General features: G+C 39.5%; 18 protein-coding genes. 6 read left to right on the top strand and 12 right to left on the bottom strand.

The genetic code is table 11. The features are described from left to right. Positions 1 to 97 precede the first annotated feature (97 nt). Genes SHI21_RS14380 through SHI21_RS14370 form a run of 3 tightly spaced genes read left to right on the top strand, consistent with a single transcriptional unit; the run spans position 98 to position 2,491 of the window. The gene (locus SHI21_RS14380) at positions 98 to 928 is read left to right on the top strand and encodes an ATP-binding cassette domain-containing protein (RefSeq protein WP_323577412.1); all 831 of its coding nucleotides are present in this window, start codon (positions 98 to 100) and stop codon (positions 926 to 928) included. After that, positions 861 to 1,697 (top strand): ABC transporter permease, encoded by an 837-nt coding sequence (locus SHI21_RS14375; RefSeq protein ID WP_323577411.1) that lies wholly within the window; start codon positions 861 to 863, stop codon positions 1,695 to 1,697. Before SHI21_RS14380 ends, SHI21_RS14375 begins: the two co-directional genes overlap by 68 nt. Then, complete coding sequence (locus tag SHI21_RS14370) at positions 1,694 to 2,491, top strand: ABC transporter permease (protein WP_323577408.1); 798 nt, start codon at positions 1,694 to 1,696, stop codon at positions 2,489 to 2,491. Before SHI21_RS14375 ends, SHI21_RS14370 begins: the two co-directional genes overlap by 4 nt. Here the strand turns inward: SHI21_RS14370 and SHI21_RS14365 are convergent. From SHI21_RS14365 to SHI21_RS14355, 3 genes are read right to left on the bottom strand one after another with little or no spacing between them, the layout of a single operon-like run. After that, positions 2,481 to 2,762, bottom strand: a complete 282-nt coding sequence (locus SHI21_RS14365; protein ID WP_323577406.1) for a helix-hairpin-helix domain-containing protein — start codon at positions 2,760 to 2,762, stop codon at positions 2,481 to 2,483. The two genes, SHI21_RS14370 and SHI21_RS14365, sit on opposite strands and share 11 nt — an antisense overlap. A 9-nt stretch (positions 2,763 to 2,771) precedes the next feature. Continuing rightward, on the bottom strand, positions 2,772 to 4,100 hold the full coding sequence (locus SHI21_RS14360) for an Nramp family divalent metal transporter (protein ID WP_323577405.1): 1,329 nt from the start codon (positions 4,098 to 4,100) through the stop codon (positions 2,772 to 2,774). 4 nt (positions 4,101 to 4,104) lie between these two features. Then, positions 4,105 to 4,710, bottom strand: coding sequence for a DUF938 domain-containing protein (locus tag SHI21_RS14355; RefSeq protein WP_323577403.1), 606 nt, complete (start codon positions 4,708 to 4,710; stop codon positions 4,105 to 4,107). Between the two features lie 85 nt (positions 4,711 to 4,795). Between SHI21_RS14355 and SHI21_RS14350 the strand changes: the two genes are divergently transcribed. Next, positions 4,796 to 5,707 carry an ABC transporter ATP-binding protein gene (locus tag SHI21_RS14350; RefSeq protein ID WP_323577401.1) on the top strand — a complete coding sequence of 304 codons (912 nt, stop codon included), beginning with the start codon at positions 4,796 to 4,798 and terminating at the stop codon, positions 5,705 to 5,707. Continuing rightward, positions 5,700 to 6,470: an ABC transporter permease gene (locus SHI21_RS14345; RefSeq protein ID WP_323577400.1), complete on the top strand. Its 771-nt coding sequence runs from the start codon at positions 5,700 to 5,702 to the stop codon at positions 6,468 to 6,470. Before SHI21_RS14350 ends, SHI21_RS14345 begins: the two co-directional genes overlap by 8 nt. Here SHI21_RS14345 and SHI21_RS14340 read toward each other — a convergent pair. The 8 genes from SHI21_RS14340 to SHI21_RS14305 all read right to left on the bottom strand — a co-directional run bounded on the left by SHI21_RS14340 (position 6,467) and on the right by SHI21_RS14305 (position 13,710). Beyond that, positions 6,467 to 7,555, bottom strand: coding sequence for an alkene reductase (locus SHI21_RS14340; protein WP_323577399.1), 1,089 nt, complete (start codon positions 7,553 to 7,555; stop codon positions 6,467 to 6,469). The two genes, SHI21_RS14345 and SHI21_RS14340, sit on opposite strands and share 4 nt — an antisense overlap. A gap of 1 nt (position 7,556) precedes the next feature. Further along, positions 7,557 to 8,372 carry a DUF6279 family lipoprotein gene (locus SHI21_RS14335; RefSeq protein ID WP_323577398.1) on the bottom strand — a complete coding sequence of 272 codons (816 nt, stop codon included), beginning with the start codon at positions 8,370 to 8,372 and terminating at the stop codon, positions 7,557 to 7,559. 83 nt (positions 8,373 to 8,455) lie between these two features. Then, positions 8,456 to 9,544, bottom strand: a complete 1,089-nt coding sequence (rsgA, locus tag SHI21_RS14330; protein WP_323577397.1) for a ribosome small subunit-dependent GTPase A — start codon at positions 9,542 to 9,544, stop codon at positions 8,456 to 8,458. A 201-nt stretch (positions 9,545 to 9,745) separates the two neighbouring features. Next, a complete protein-coding gene (locus tag SHI21_RS14325) occupies positions 9,746 to 11,461 on the bottom strand; it encodes a DEAD/DEAH box helicase (RefSeq protein ID WP_323577396.1) in 1,716 nt (571 codons plus the stop codon). 24 nt (positions 11,462 to 11,485) lie between these two features. Continuing rightward, on the bottom strand, positions 11,486 to 11,869 hold the full coding sequence (locus SHI21_RS14320; RefSeq protein WP_323577395.1) for a CBS domain-containing protein: 384 nt from the start codon (positions 11,867 to 11,869) through the stop codon (positions 11,486 to 11,488). Beyond that, positions 11,811 to 12,569, bottom strand: a complete 759-nt coding sequence (locus SHI21_RS14315; RefSeq protein ID WP_323577394.1) for a DUF72 domain-containing protein — start codon at positions 12,567 to 12,569, stop codon at positions 11,811 to 11,813. The genes SHI21_RS14320 and SHI21_RS14315 overlap by 59 nt, the downstream gene beginning before the upstream one ends. Next, on the bottom strand, positions 12,566 to 13,588 hold the full coding sequence (locus SHI21_RS14310) for a glutathione S-transferase family protein (protein WP_323577393.1): 1,023 nt from the start codon (positions 13,586 to 13,588) through the stop codon (positions 12,566 to 12,568). Before SHI21_RS14310 ends, SHI21_RS14315 begins: the two co-directional genes overlap by 4 nt. Continuing rightward, complete coding sequence (locus tag SHI21_RS14305; protein ID WP_323577392.1) at positions 13,576 to 13,710, bottom strand: hypothetical protein; 135 nt, start codon at positions 13,708 to 13,710, stop codon at positions 13,576 to 13,578. The genes SHI21_RS14310 and SHI21_RS14305 overlap by 13 nt, the downstream gene beginning before the upstream one ends. 83 nt (positions 13,711 to 13,793) lie before the next feature. On the opposite strand from SHI21_RS14305, the gene SHI21_RS14300 reads away from it, so the two are divergent. Then, the gene (locus SHI21_RS14300) at positions 13,794 to 14,024 is read left to right on the top strand and encodes a hypothetical protein (protein ID WP_323577391.1); all 231 of its coding nucleotides are present in this window, start codon (positions 13,794 to 13,796) and stop codon (positions 14,022 to 14,024) included. Here the strand turns inward: SHI21_RS14300 and SHI21_RS14295 are convergent. Further along, a complete protein-coding gene (locus tag SHI21_RS14295) occupies positions 14,021 to 14,479 on the bottom strand; it encodes a CBS domain-containing protein (protein ID WP_323577389.1) in 459 nt (152 codons plus the stop codon). The two genes, SHI21_RS14300 and SHI21_RS14295, sit on opposite strands and share 4 nt — an antisense overlap. Positions 14,480 to 14,548 lie beyond the last annotated feature (69 nt).

Below are 14,548 nucleotides of genomic sequence, written 5' to 3'. Positions count from 1 at the left end.
TTTTACCATGGTTACATTTTTGGTGGTTGATCTCTGTAAAGTTTACTCATGAGAGGCTCTTTACAGAGGGTAAACAGACCAATAATCTATTAAAACTATGAAATACGTAATTGAAACCGAAGATCTTTCGAGAGTCTATAAAACCTACCAAAAACCTGAAGGATTGATGAACTCAATTAAAGGTATTTGGGAGCGTAAATACGACGCCAAGGTCGCCCTTGATAAAACCACCCTTAAAATTGAATCAGGTAAAATTATCGGTCTGGTTGGCGCTAACGGTGCCGGGAAAACCACACTCTTAAAGATCCTCTCAGGTCTGGTCACTCCCAGCTCCGGGACTGCAACCGTTTTAGGTTACAAACCCTGGGAGCGAAAGAATGATTTCCTAAGACAGATGAGTATCCTTTTAGGACAAAAAAATCAGCTGTGGTGGGATATCTCTCCGCTTGATTCTTATGCCCTGCTTGCCCGCATCTATGACCTAGATGTAGCGAAAACCAGAATCCGTGTCGATGAGCTGGCAACCATGCTGGACTGTAAACACGTTCTTAATACTCAATTGAGACGTCTCTCTTTAGGAGAGCGTATGAAAATGGAAATTATCGGTGCTCTTTTACATGAGCCTCGTATTTTATTTTTAGATGAACCGACTATTGGTCTGGATATTGTCGCTCAGGAAAATATCAGAAACTTTTTAAGTTCATACGTAAAAGATAAAGGGCCAACAGTGATTTTAACCAGTCACTACATGGACGACATCGCGACGCTTGCTGATAGCCTTCTTTTAATTTCTAAGGGGCGCATTGTTTATCAGGGAACTGTCGACGAATTTACCAACAATACTAACAGTGAACTCGCACATGACGACAAGGTCGATTTTGAAGAAGTCATTCGCCGTTTTCTTGAAACGGAATCTCGCATTCGCTAACCTTGCTGTCGTAACTAATTTAGAATACCGTCTAAATTATTTTATCGATGCATTAGTTCAGCCTACACTTACTACCGGAATTGAAATTCTGTTGTGGATTGCCGTCTTCAAAGGCGCACACACTGATATGATTGCCGGTTTTTCTAAAGATAACTATTTAAGTTACGCTCTTTGGTCTGCGTTTTTTGCTCGTATTGCCACTAGCTGGATGTATGAATCGCGCATGATTGAAGAAGTGAGCTCGGGAACGATTAATAGTTTGATCGTAAGACCAATGAGTTTTTACGAGTACTACTTGTCGCAATTGATGGGATACAAGCTCGTGACGACTCTAGTGTCATTGATCATTCCTCTGATTGCTGCCTGGTACTTTAAACTTCCAACGGATTATTCGAGAGTGCCACTGGCGATGCTTTTATGTTTTTATTATTTAATCCTGGTTCACTCAATCAGTTTTATTATTTCAACACTGGCCTTTCATTTTACAAAAATCTCTTCAATGACTGCGGCCAAAAATCTTTTAATGTGGATTTTGATGGGAGAGCTCTTCCCTCTGGATTTATTACCTGAGCCGTTTAAGGCCATCTTTATTGCAGCTCCATTTGCCAGTGGAGTCTTTATTCCCGTGGGATATATTATCGGTCGTGTGGACATTCAAACCATGTACAGTGGATTTATCTCTGTCACGATTGGTTTAGTGGTTTTAAATCTGATCGGTGCCTACATGTGGAAAAAAGGACTTGAGAGTTACGTAGGAACGGGCGCATGATTAAAACAATTAAAAAATATATTCTATTATATATCGCCATGTTTAAAGCAAGCTTCATTGCCGATCTTGAATACCGTGCGAATTTCTTTACCAGAATTATGACAGACATTCTTTGGTACATTGCTCAGATCATGACTTTTGAAGTTATTTATCAGCACACTCAGACGATTGGTGACTGGAATAAATATCAGATGCGAGTTTTCTTAGGTCTCTTATTTGTGATTGATGCCATATATATGATTATCATTCACGAGAACCTGGAAAACATTTCGGAGAAAGTGCGCAAAGGAGATCTCGATCTTCTTCTGGCAAAACCCGTTGATTCACAATTTATGCTGACACTTCAAAAAGCAAACACGGCGATTTTTGGAAATCTTATCCTGGCATTATCGTGGCTCTTTTATGCCTTACATGGCCTGGAAGGTTTTAATTACTACCGCCTACTATGGCTGGTTATTTTAATTCCTTGCAGTTTAATGGTGGTCTACTCTATTCGCTTTATGTTTTCAGCGACGGCCGTGATCTTTACCCGTTCAGAGAATTTGCAGTTTTTGTGGTGGCAGATTTATAAATTGGGGATGAGACCGGATTCGATGTACAACCCTTATATGAAAATGGTTGTGCTGACAGCTCTACCGGTTGGAGTGATTATCAGTATTCCAGCAAGGGCACTGTTAAATCCACCTGAATTGACTTATCTGCTTTGGCCTTTGATTCTTGCTCCCATGTTAGTTTATGGAACACATAGATTCTGGAATTTTGCTTTAAAGTTTTATTCGAGTGCTAGTTCTTAAGAAGTTTTTTTCTTTTTGCGGTGAAATCCCACCAAGGTTTCACCTTACCACCTTCCATAAATTCAACAGCGGCCATGAGAGTGTCACAGACGCATGGATCGTGACGTTCGCCCATCACGCGCTCTAGTTTATGATAAAGAGCGATGGGATCTTTTCCAATGAGTTGTTCTGGTTTTTTAATACCGATATTTATAAGATCTTGTGCGATTGATTTTCCGACGTTGGGTATTTGAGCCAGCTTTAATGCTTCACTTGCTTTTTTTGCTTTCATCTAAGCTCCTTAAAAGAAATTAATGAGTAAAATTCCATTGGCGGTGACAATCACAGTAAGCAATAACCAGGCACTGTACTGAGTAAAAATATTCAATTTAAACTCACCCATTAATTCTTTATTTCCTGCAAACATCAGTAGAGGAAAAATAGTAAATGGTAATTGAAGACTTAAAATAACCTGACTTAAAACCAAGAGTCTTCCAGTCGAGTTATCTCCCCACATAGACACACCAATATAAGCAGGAATGAGCGCCAGTCCTCTGGTAATCAATCGTCTTTGCCAACAAGGAATTTTCCAATTCATGAAACCTTCCATCACGATTTGAGCAGAGATTGTACCAGTGAAAGTTGAACTTTGTCCGGCAGCAAGCAGAGCGATCCCGAATAAAAGACCTGCAATTGTTCCGCCGACTATAGGATCTAGTAAATGATAAGCTTCATCAATTCCGGCAACGGTGAAATTTCCTTGATGATGAAAAGCTGCTCCTGCGAGAATTAAAATGGCGCTATTAACCAGGAAGGCCAGCGAAAGAGACCCGACAGTATCAAAAGTATTATACCTGATGGCCGATTTCTTTTCTTCTACACTGTCGCCTATTTTTCTGGTTTGGATAATAGATGAATGTAAAAATAAATTATGAGGCATAACGGTCGCCCCTAGAATACCAATCGCTAAATACCAGGCGTCGTGATTCATCAGTACTTCGGCACGGGGAATGTAGCCCATGGCCACATCAGGCCAGTAAGGTTTGATAAAAATAAGTTCGGCCATAAAACAAATACCAATCGTCAGGATTAAACCTAAAATAACGGCCTCTACTTTTCTAAAGCCTTTTCCTCTGAGTCCTAAAACAATAAAGGTATCCATTGCTGTTAAGAGAATTCCGGTTTTTAAGGAAACACCGAGAAGGAGTTTAAACGCCAGGGCCGCACCTAAAACTTCTGCGACATCGGTAGCGATGATGGCGATTTCAGCAAGTATCCATAAAGTTGCATTTAATTTTTTAGGGAAGCGGTCACTACAAAGTTGGGCCAGGTCGCGTTTAGTGACGAGCCCCACTTTCATGGTGATACATTGAAGGAACATCGCTGCGAGACTTGAAAATAAAACGATGGATAATAGTGAGTATCCAAATTTAGAGCCTGCTTCAATATCTGTGGCCCAATTCCCTGGGTCCATGTATCCAACAGAAACTAAAAGCCCAGGGCCGATGAAGATTAAAATCTTTTTCCACATCGAAGCGTCTTTCGGAATATGAATTTCCCCTTGGACTTCTGAAGGACAAAAAGGGGCAGTCGCAAATTTTGGCAATCTAAAAAATTTTGCGATACTCATAGACCTACTTCATAAAATTTAGTCGTGTATAAACAAGTGTTCTGTTGTTCGCTGGCATTTCGTAATCTTTATAAAGAGCGAATCCATTTTTTAACATGTTGGCATTCACGTCTTCAAAAGAGCGGATTCCACTTTCTGGATTTCTCTCTTTTAACATTTTATCAAAAGCAGCGTTGCTCTCGCTTGTGAAAGTTCCGTTGTAATTAAATGGCCCATAGATAATAACCTGAGAGCCTTCTCTTAAACGTGTACCTAATGCCTTCATTAAAGTTTTGCAGTTTTTCCACGACATAATATGAAATGTATTGGCCGTGAAAATCAGATCGTATGGAACTCTTGGGAAGTCATCTTTTCCAATTTCAAATTGGAACGGACCTTTGATATTAGAAATTTTTGCTGCAGCCAGATTTTCTTTAATCAGTTTAGCATTGGCCACAACATCTGACGTCGTCCAGAAAATATCCGGAAAATGTGGGGCCATAAAAATGGCGTGCTGACCGGTGCCAGATCCAATTTCAAAAAGGTTTCTATTTTCCGGAGAAATAACCTCTTTTAGTACTTCTAATATAGGGCCTTGATTTCTGTCACATGCTGTTTCATTTTTTTTCATGAGAAAAATATAACAGTAATGATGAAGCGAGACAAATTGAAAGATCCCCCTTATCATTGTTAAATCTTATAACCACGAGCGATATGTGATCATTGCAAAAAACTTAAAAAAATCCTTCGGCGACTTTCATGCCGTCAATGGAATCGATTTGGAAGTTAAAAAAGGTGAATGTTTTGGACTTTTAGGGCCTAACGGTGCGGGAAAATCGACATTTATCAATATGACTTATGGAACTGTTAGAAGAACAGGCGGAGAGCTGACTGTTTTTGGTTTCGATCCTAACAATCAAAGCCGCGAGATTAAAAGCCGCCTCGGTGTTGTCACTCAAGATAACGCTCTAGATGAGAGTTTAACAGTTTTAGAAAATATGCAGATTTATTGTGCATTTATCGGCGTTCCAAAAAGTGAACGCACTAAGCGCATTGATGAATTATTAGAGTATATGAATTTAGCTCATAAAAGAGACGCTCTTATACAAACGCTTTCAGGTGGTATGAAGAGAAGACTTGTTTTCGTACGCGCTTTGCTTGGGAAACCAGAACTTTTAATTTTAGATGAACCGACAACTGGTCTTGATCCAGCTGTTCGGCACCTTCTTTGGGGAAAAGTTCGTGAGCTTCACCAAAATGGAACGACGATTGTTCTTACAACTCACTACATGCATGAAGCAGAAGTTTTATGTGACCGCCTGGTTATTTTAAATCAGGGTACTGTCGCAGCTGAGGGTTCACCTCAAAAAATGATTCTTGATCATGCCCCAGGATATGTAGGAATTTTTAATTTAAATGATGTGGATAAAATCAAAAAGATTATTTCAACTTCAGACTCTTATATTTTCCATGAAGATGCTTCTGGATTGTATTTAAGAACTCAGACTCTTTCAGATCTTACGGCCTTCCATTCTGACCACGGGCTTCTGCCATTACAAATCAGACCTTCAAACCTTGAAGACGTCTTTTTAAAACTTACGGGAAAGGAGCTCGCAATCGATGCTTGATTCATTAAAACTTTGCATGCATATAACGAGAAGGAATTGGATCGTTTATAAAAAAGATCTAATCGCCAATATTTCACCGACTGTTGCGGACCCTGCTCTGGTTTTAGTCTCACTAGGACTTGGCCTTGGTTCATTCATTACCAATGTTGAAGGCATGACTTACATGCAGTTCTTAGCTCCTGGTCTAACTGTAGCAACCGCACTTTTTACTTCATTCTTTGAAAGTAGCTATGGATTTTATGTCCGTATGACTTTTGAGAATGTTTATAAAGCAATGCTGACAACTCCAATTGGAGTGAAAGAAGTTGTTGTGGGAGAGCTAATCTGGGTAGGCCTTAAAGGTGCCGTCATGGCCGTTGGTGTGGCCATTGTTTTAGCTCTTTTTGGATTGATGGTGAATCCATGGCTTATTCCTGCACTGGCCTCAGTGGGATTCTTAGTCGCACTTCCTTGTGGAGCAATGGGATTACTTTCGTCTGCCATGGTGAATAACATGAACCAATTTCAAACGGTGTACTCGTTTTTAATTGCACCACTTTATTTTTTATCGGGAATCTTTTTTCCGATTTCACAAATGGCGACACCAGTTCGTTTTGTGGCCGAGTTCTTTCCATTAATTCACGGAGTGAGATTAGCACAGGCCTTATTCTGGCAGAGAGGAATAGGTGAAGCATTTTTATACAGCGGAAGCATTCTGGTTGTCCAAAGTGTTATCCTTTGCATCCTCGCCTATTATAAAATAAAAAAGAAACTAATCGCTTAAGTCACAGTTGGATAATCGGTATAACCTTCCGGGCCTCTAGTATAAAGAGTCTTAGGATCTAGAGGAGTTAGCGGAATTTTTCGTTTTAATCTTTCGACTAAATCCGGGTTGGAAATAAATGGACGACCAAAACAAATGAGTTCAGCGTCCCCATGTTTTAACGTATCGGTAGCAAGTTTTAAATTGTATCCGTTATTGGCCATATACACAGCATCGAAGGCACGATGAAGTTTATGAAAATCAAAACCTGGTTTGATATCACGTGCTCCACCAGTGGCCCCTTCAACGAAGTGAACGTAAGCAAGCTTTAGCGGATTTAATTTTTGGGCCAGATAAAGATAAGTGTCCATTGGATCATCTTCATCCATATCATTGGCCGGAGTCACGGGAGATAAACGAATCCCTACTCTATGTGATTCCCAAATCTGGCAAACGGCCTCTGTCACTTCGACAGTTAATCGCACACGGTTTTCAATTGAGCCGCCGTATTTGTCATTTCGAAGATTGGTTTTTTCTCCAAGAAACTGCTGAAGTAAATAACCATTGGCCGCATGGATTTCAACTCCATCAAAACCTGCTTCTTTGGCACACTTTGAAGCATGAATGTACTGCTCGATGATTTCTGGAATCTCTATCAACTCTAGTGCTCTGGGTGTTACACAATCCTGCATTCCCGTTTCAGTGAAGGCCTGCTGATTTGGTTTAACGGCAGAAGCAGAAACTGGTAATTCATTATTAGGCTGTAATGAAGGATGTGAAATTCTTCCGACATGCCATAGCTGACAAAAAATTAATCCACCTTTTTTATGGACTGCATCTGTCACTAGCTTCCATCCTGCAATTTGCTCCTGTGTATAAATCCCTGGAGTAAAGGCATACCCTTTCCCCTGTTGAGAAATGTTAGTCGCTTCACTGATAATGAGTCCGGCCGATGCTCTTTGAGCATAGTACTCAGCATTCATCTCAGTGGGAACATCTCCCTCGCTGGCCCGGCTTCTGGTTAATGGGGCCATGACAATGTGGTTTTTTAAAACCAGTGGCCCTAATTGAAAAGGTTGAAAAAGTTCATGTTCAGTATTTTTCATATTATCCTTTTGAAATTTTAAGTAATTGATTGGCGCGGTCTCGAATTGTTTCCACTAAAGTCTGTCTTTGATCCTCAGGCATTTTGTTTAAAATATTCGTTACAAAAGCGGCCACGCGATTATGTTTTTCTGCCAGCAATTTTTTATAATTAGGGTCTAGCATTGAATCGTAATTTGTAAAAAGTTTCTCAACAAATTTTTTACGGGCCACTTTATCCGAATATGATCGGACAAATTCATGGACAAGATTTTGCCTGCTATAGACTGATTCATTTATGGGAGGTGGATTTTTATCCACAAATATTTTTAATTCTTTTTTTTGTTCAGAATTCATTCCCCCCGCCCATGAATCAAAATGCTTTTTAATTTTTTTATAGGATTTTTTAGAAGGATCTTCTTTCATCTCGGTGAATTTTTTATCTGCTTCTTTTTGTAAGTAAACTATCTGTGCAGGAACAAGTTGATCGGCAAGGCCAACTGCAGTTGGAGCAAAGATTCTTAAACCCTCATAAAATAAACTCTCCAGGCGTTTGTAGCTATTTAAAACCGTCGCTGTATCAAATGTTCTCTGGTTATTGATAGTTTGAGAAATCTTAAGCATTTCTGTCGCCAATTGGGGAAAAATGGTCTTTTTTACTTTATCAATGTCTTTCGCAATAGATTTTTTAAGCCATTTCGACTGCTCTCTAGTGAGATCTAAAAAATCGTCCGTCTTATTGGTGATATATGAATTTGCAAGGTTAACGGCCAAATCAAGGCGTGAACATGAAAAGACAGTACATAAAATAATAAAGCACAATAAAACAATTTTTTTCATCAGACACCTCACTATATAGTAAGCAATACTGATGCCTATTGTGAGAATGGATAACGAGTTTGGTCATATATAAAGAAGGGCGGCTATTGCCACCCTTTATACTTCTGTCTGCACTCCATAGATTTCTTTTTCCAGGCCTTGCGATCCTCGGCCATAATCCATTTATGCTGCTTGCGCTGTTCGTGCCTTACTTCTTTTTGAAGTTTATTAAAACTTCTCCAGCGAATAGGATCAAGAACACCTGACTCTAGTGCTGCAAGAATCGCACAGTCTTTTTCTTCCTGATGCTTACAATTATTAAAATGGCATTGAGAGATTAACTCTTCAACGTCACCGAATAAATGATCAAATCCCTGCTCGTGATCAGAGAATTGCAATTCACGCATACCCGGAGTGTCGATAATATGCCCGCCATAAAAGCTCTCATACATTGCTCGACTTGTAGTCGTGTGTTTTCCCTTCTCATCATCAGCGCGGATTTCTTGAGTCGCAATGACATTATTACCAATGAGATAGTTCCCAATCGTCGATTTACCGACTCCTGAAGATCCTACCAGCACTGCTGTTTTTCCACTGCCTAGATAATCCGCAAAATAATCTGATTCAGTGAAAGCATCACTTCTAACAGTGTGAATCGCTACACCTGGAAATTTTTCTTTCACTGATTCAACGATGCTTTGAATGTCTTCACACAAATCAGTCTTGGTTAATAAAATAACCGGTGTCGCTCCAGACTCCCATGCAAAAATCAAATAGCGCTCCAGTCTGCCAAAATTCAAATCCATATTCACCGATGTGGTGATAAAAATCGTATCCACATTGGCGGCCAGAATTTGCGTCTCAGAAACCTCTCCTACTTTTTTTCTTTGTAGAATAGTTTTCCTTTTAAATAGTAAATGTACAACGGCCCGTTCTGATCCCGGTGGCATTGCCACCAGAACCCAGTCTCCTACCGCTGGATAATCCTCTCTGGATGATGCTGTAAATTGCATCTTGCCGGCAACGCTGGCCCAGATCGTTTTTTCTTTATCAACTTGAACGCGATAAAGATTTTTTTCTTCATTCACCACTCGGGCGATACGAAGGTTCTCAGAAGACATAGTTAGAACCTGACTTTCAAAAAAGTCGTTCCAACCAAAGTGAGAGAGAAATTCCTTTTGGGAATTAGTCATGAATACTCCTTAAGTTAGTTTGTAAAAAACTGAATGCTTAAGGCCTTCTAAATGTAATGATTTAAATCGAGATGATTAAAATGCAATTGATTGAAGGCCTCTTCTAATGATTTGATTCAACATACTGACCTCCATTTTTTGGTAACGAGTTACGTGGTTATTTTTTGAAGATAAACGATTTTTAGATTCTGGTCAAGTGGGTTAAAAAATCTTTTCCCTAATTTCCCAATAGTGCTTTTGTTTTCGTGCAATTACATACATTGGTTTGCGGAAATGATTTTGATTTTTTAAAACATCGTCCGCTGTGTTGATCCTTAGACTTTGTTCCGGCAGGCGGTTATGCATGCGAGTGAAATTGAAATAAAAAGCGCGTGCATCTTCCGGCGAATTTAAATAGAACATTTCACTTAAGTGCTCGCCATCATAGTCATAGTACCTAACCTCAACTCTCTCTTTGCCTTTTTTGTCGTAGCTTTTTGAAAACATCATTGTATCTGGTTTCATGATATGGGCGTCTTTTAAAGACATGGCCTCTTTTAACTTATTATCGTTATCAACCAGTAAATGCTGACAGCTGCTGCATACACGAGCAGCAATATCATTTTCTTCACCACACTGATCACACCTTTTGAATCTGAATCGGTATCCACATTTTTCTATTTCACCTGTATCCAAATCTTCAAAAGCGCCCTTGCATCTTCTCCCAAAGTGCTCAACCACTTCTTCATGTTCAACAATTCCCCAGAAATCATTATGGTGACCACATTGCGGGCAAACAATATCGACGATCACTGAGTTCTCAGAAGGCCTATCCTCATCAATTTCAGGTGAGAAAATATCATGCCCGACTCCAGTATAATCAAGTACCAGGCAATCTGTTTTCCCCGGACTCAGTCTTAATCCACGTCCAACGATTTGTTGATATAAACTCACTGATTCAGTCGGACGTAAAATAGCAATCACATCAACATGAGGAGCATCGAATCCAGTCGTGAGAACGGAGACGTTAACCAGGAATTTTATTTTCTTAAGTTTGAAATCAGTAATGATCTCGTCGCGTTCAGCAATATCTGTTTCCCCAGTAACGAGCGCCGAGCCCATAGGAAGCAATCCAAGGATTTCTCTGGCATGGGCCACTGAACTAGTAAAGATCATAACCCCTTGGCGATCGCGTGCCATTTCAACAATATTGCCGATAATTGAAGGAGTGATTCTTTTTTGATCTTTGAGTATGCCTTCAATTTCTTTTTGATTATAACGGGCACCATGAAGCTCTAGTGCTGAGAAATCATAACAGGCCACTGGTGAATCAATTTTTATCGGTGGAGTAAGAAACTTATTCTTAATCATGTAGCCGATAGAGAGTTCATAAATACATTTTTTGAAAAAACGATCTTCATCGGTTTTCATATCTTCTTTATGAGCATTGTATTGGTAAATCCATCCTTGCCCAAGACGGTAAGGAGTGGCCGTGAGTCCCAGGATACAAAGTTTGGGACTTGCATGTCTTAGTTTACTGATAACTTGAAAGTACTGAGTCTCACCTTCCATCGAAACACGATGGCATTCGTCTATCACCAGCAAAGAGAAATCTTGAAAGAATTCTTCATCGGCATTGGCAACGGACTGAATACTTCCGAAGATAACTTTTTGTCCGCTGTCTTTGCGATTGAGTCCAGCGGAATAGATTCCCGCTTTCAGGTCATAGCTTTCATATTTGGCATGGTTTTGTTCAACTAGTTCTTTAACGTGAGCTAAGACTAAAACGCGACCACGGGCCACGCGGGCAAGTTCAGCAATAACTAAACTTTTCCCTGCCCCTGTTGGCAGGACAATAACAGCGGGAGAATTTTCTTTTTGAAAATGCTTGATGGTGCTATTAACCGCATCTTGTTGGTAAGGTCTTAACTGATACATGAAAAAATTGTATCACGCGGAAATCTATTGTTCTATAGGAAGTAGTCCTGCTGGATTATATAGACCACATAAATGCCCTTCTTCATCCACAATGACCAGGTGATCAATCTTATTCGCTTTTAAAATCCGGTCACATTCCTCAATAGGAGTCGTCTCACGAACTTGAAAGATAATTGGTCGCATACATTGCTCAGCATTTAAGCTTTCATGCTTAACTTCCCGGGCCTCCGCCATTGCATCGATATCACTTTTATTGATCATTCCAACGACATGTTTTTCCTCAATCGTATCGACCACTACAATTTCTCTTGAATTTGTGTCGGCCATTAGCTTTTCAATATTTTCAATACTAGTTAATGGTGTGCAAATATTCGGATCTGCCGTCATGATTTCTCTGATATCGCTCATAGTTTCCTCCCATGTCTCTTATAGTGACTGCATTATTGGTTGCGTAACCAAAAGTAGTATTGTCAAAGATGCACCAGACATCAGTGGTAGCATGATTCATTTCTTCATAAAGATTGTTTAAATTATCATCCTCATAATTGCTTTTATAAATTTCCGGGCTGCCATGAAGCCGGTAGTACTTAATCTCGCCTTCAACTTCTCCCGGACATTGTTCAGGGTCAGCTATAACTTTCGAAATATGATACTGCTTCATTAAACTGACGGACTCTGCTGACATCCAGCTCAGGTTTCTTGCTTCGAGGGCAACCGGACCTTTAAAAACTTTTCGAATCGTTCGATAAAATATTTTCATATGATCAAGATCAAAATCCTGACTTTTTGGAAACTGCAATAACAATACGCCCCACTTCTCTCCAAGCGCTGAAATGTCTTTTAAGTTTTCCATCAGGTCCACTTCTTCAATTTCTAAATTGCACTCGTGCGTGAATCGTTTATGCAACTTTACACTAAATCTAAAATTATCCGGAGTTGAGTCTGCCCATCTTTTATAAGATTTGGCCTTATGATCTTTATAAAAAGACGAGTTAATCTCCACCGCATTCAAACGTAGTGAATATCGCTCGAGCTGGCTTCCCTCAATCGGAAAATGTTCTGCTGCTATCTTTGGAATACTCCAGGCAGCGGTTCCAGTATAAATCATGAAACTCCAACCTCATCAAACACTGACTCCTGCGGCGGTATTACATTTTTAACAGGCCCAGCATTTAATTTTTCTATTTTTATTTCCGGAACTAAAATTTCCGGTCCTTTTGGCACAATCTGACCGGGATTAAGTTGTTTATGAGAAAAATAGTAATGTTCCTTAATGTGATCGAAATCTGTCGTATCTTTAAAGGCCTTCACATTGTAATAAAGATTGCTTAAATAGCGGGAAAGATTTTTATACTCTCTGATCATTTTATTATTACATTTGAAATGCAGGTAATAGACGGGATCAAAACGCACAAGGGTTGTATATAGTCTCACATCTGCTTCTGTGAGAATCTTTCCCACTAATGTTTCTTTTCCCTCTAATCTTTCTTCAATTTTATCTAATGCCTTAAATAAGGAGTTGAAATTTTTATTGTAAGCATCCTGGTTTTTAGCAAAGCCCGTTTTGTATACACCGTTATTAATGTTGTCATATATAAAAGAATTAACTTGATCAATTTCAGATCGCAGGGCCTCTGGATAAAAATCGTTGGAGTCTCCCGTGATTTTATTAAACGATGTATTCATCATGCGGATAATTTCAGAGGATTCATTACTGACAATGGTCTTGGTTTTTTTATCGAATAGCACCGGCACTGTCACTCTGCCGGAAAACTTTGGATCACTCTCCTGATAAACTTCATAAAGGTATTTTTTATTTAACACTGAATCCTGAATGACTCCTGGAAAGTCTTCTTTAAAAGTCCATCCATTCTCCAGCAGATGTGGACTAACAATTGACATTGTAATCACACTTTCAAGTTTTTTAAGCTTCATCATAATATACGCACGGCAAGCCCAAGGGCATGCAAGAGAAATATATAAATGATAGCGTCCAGTTTCAGGAGGATAAATGCCCCCTTCTTCTATGGTGTCTCTGAACTTCGCTTCTTCGCGATAAAATTCTCCATTATGAGAATTGGGAATGATTTCTTCTTGAATCCATTTACCGGATTTTAATCTTCCCATATGCTTAACGCCTCTTTCATCATTTCTACTTGATCAATAAAGATGAGTATAAATTGGTTTTCGCGCGTTGAAATGAGGAAATGATCCACATTACTTTCTTCCAAACCTATGTCCATGGCCATACAAGCCTCCTTAATCTGTATCAAAGCAATCCTCGGGCCAATGGCACATATGATGCATATTAGATAAAAGAGGGAGGTCAATTATGACTATTATGGAAGAAATTAAATGCATGGGTCACAAATTCAAAAATTGGTTTGTCACTGTAGAGCAAAAAGTAGAAGGAAAATCTTCTAAAGAAAGTAGAAATGCTCAAGATCATGCCTTTACTGAAGATGAATTATTGGATCAGGAGGGCATGGAAAGTTTTCCAGCGAGTGATCCTCCAGGACATAGATCGAAATCTAAACAGGATAAAAGTAGTCACTGTCATTAAACAAGATACTTGTTAGGTGCGTGATGAGCGCGGGGTTGTGAAATTTCTTTTACAACCTCTGCTGCCAGAGAGATTTCATCATTTCGTGTAAGATCTGCCAGAGAGACCATTCCACACAAATTTTCATTTTCATCAACCACTGGAACTCTTTTTATCTGATGGTCTTCCATTACCTGACAGCAGTCATTTAAATCTGTAAAAGTTTTTACAACAATTGGTGGATATGACATACACTGCTCTACATTCATAGCAAGTGGATTGAGCCCAAGAGCAACCGCGCGGACGCAGATATCTCTATCGGTAATAACCCCCATTATTTTTTTCTCTGTTCTGCTGTAGACGACAGGAATTTCGCCACAGTCATAACGTAACATAAGTTCCGCAACGTCTACTAATCCCATCTCTGGTAAGCAGTATGCTGGATTTTTAGTCATAATCTCATCAACACGTTTCATAAACGCTCCCTTTTCATTGCCTAATGAAATAAGATGCAATCAAGATACCAGTGCGCTAGGATTAACTGA

This window comes from Bacteriovorax sp. PP10, from assembly GCF_035013165.1.
GTDB lineage: Bacteria > Bdellovibrionota > Bacteriovoracia > Bacteriovoracales > Bacteriovoracaceae > Bacteriovorax > Bacteriovorax antarcticus.
This window is presented reverse-complemented; position numbering and strand designations above follow the sequence as displayed.

Coding starts and splice junctions, on each gene's coding strand:
- SHI21_RS14380 (WP_323577412.1), top strand. CDS start 98: ATGAAATACGTAATTGAAACCGAAGATCTTTCGAGAGTCTATAAAACC.
- SHI21_RS14375 (WP_323577411.1), top strand. CDS start 861: ATGACGACAAGGTCGATTTTGAAGAAGTCATTCGCCGTTTTCTTGAAA.
- SHI21_RS14370 (WP_323577408.1), top strand. CDS start 1,694: ATGATTAAAACAATTAAAAAATATATTCTATTATATATCGCCATGTTT.
- SHI21_RS14365 (WP_323577406.1), bottom strand. CDS start 2,762: ATGAAAGCAAAAAAAGCAAGTGAAGCATTAAAGCTGGCTCAAATACCC.
- SHI21_RS14360 (WP_323577405.1), bottom strand. CDS start 4,100: ATGAGTATCGCAAAATTTTTTAGATTGCCAAAATTTGCGACTGCCCCT.
- SHI21_RS14355 (WP_323577403.1), bottom strand. CDS start 4,710: ATGAAAAAAAATGAAACAGCATGTGACAGAAATCAAGGCCCTATATTA.
- SHI21_RS14345 (WP_323577400.1), top strand. CDS start 5,700: ATGCTTGATTCATTAAAACTTTGCATGCATATAACGAGAAGGAATTGG.
- SHI21_RS14340 (WP_323577399.1), bottom strand. CDS start 7,555: ATGAAAAATACTGAACATGAACTTTTTCAACCTTTTCAATTAGGGCCA.
- SHI21_RS14335 (WP_323577398.1), bottom strand. CDS start 8,372: ATGAAAAAAATTGTTTTATTGTGCTTTATTATTTTATGTACTGTCTTT.
- rsgA (WP_323577397.1), bottom strand. CDS start 9,544: ATGACTAATTCCCAAAAGGAATTTCTCTCTCACTTTGGTTGGAACGAC.
- SHI21_RS14325 (WP_323577396.1), bottom strand. CDS start 11,461: ATGTATCAGTTAAGACCTTACCAACAAGATGCGGTTAATAGCACCATC.
- SHI21_RS14320 (WP_323577395.1), bottom strand. CDS start 11,869: ATGAGCGATATCAGAGAAATCATGACGGCAGATCCGAATATTTGCACA.
- SHI21_RS14315 (WP_323577394.1), bottom strand. CDS start 12,569: ATGATTTATACTGGAACCGCTGCCTGGAGTATTCCAAAGATAGCAGCA.
- SHI21_RS14310 (WP_323577393.1), bottom strand. CDS start 13,588: ATGGGAAGATTAAAATCCGGTAAATGGATTCAAGAAGAAATCATTCCC.
- SHI21_RS14305 (WP_323577392.1), bottom strand. CDS start 13,710: ATGGCCATGGACATAGGTTTGGAAGAAAGTAATGTGGATCATTTCCTC.
- SHI21_RS14300 (WP_323577391.1), top strand. CDS start 13,794: ATGACTATTATGGAAGAAATTAAATGCATGGGTCACAAATTCAAAAAT.
- SHI21_RS14295 (WP_323577389.1), bottom strand. CDS start 14,479: ATGAAACGTGTTGATGAGATTATGACTAAAAATCCAGCATACTGCTTA.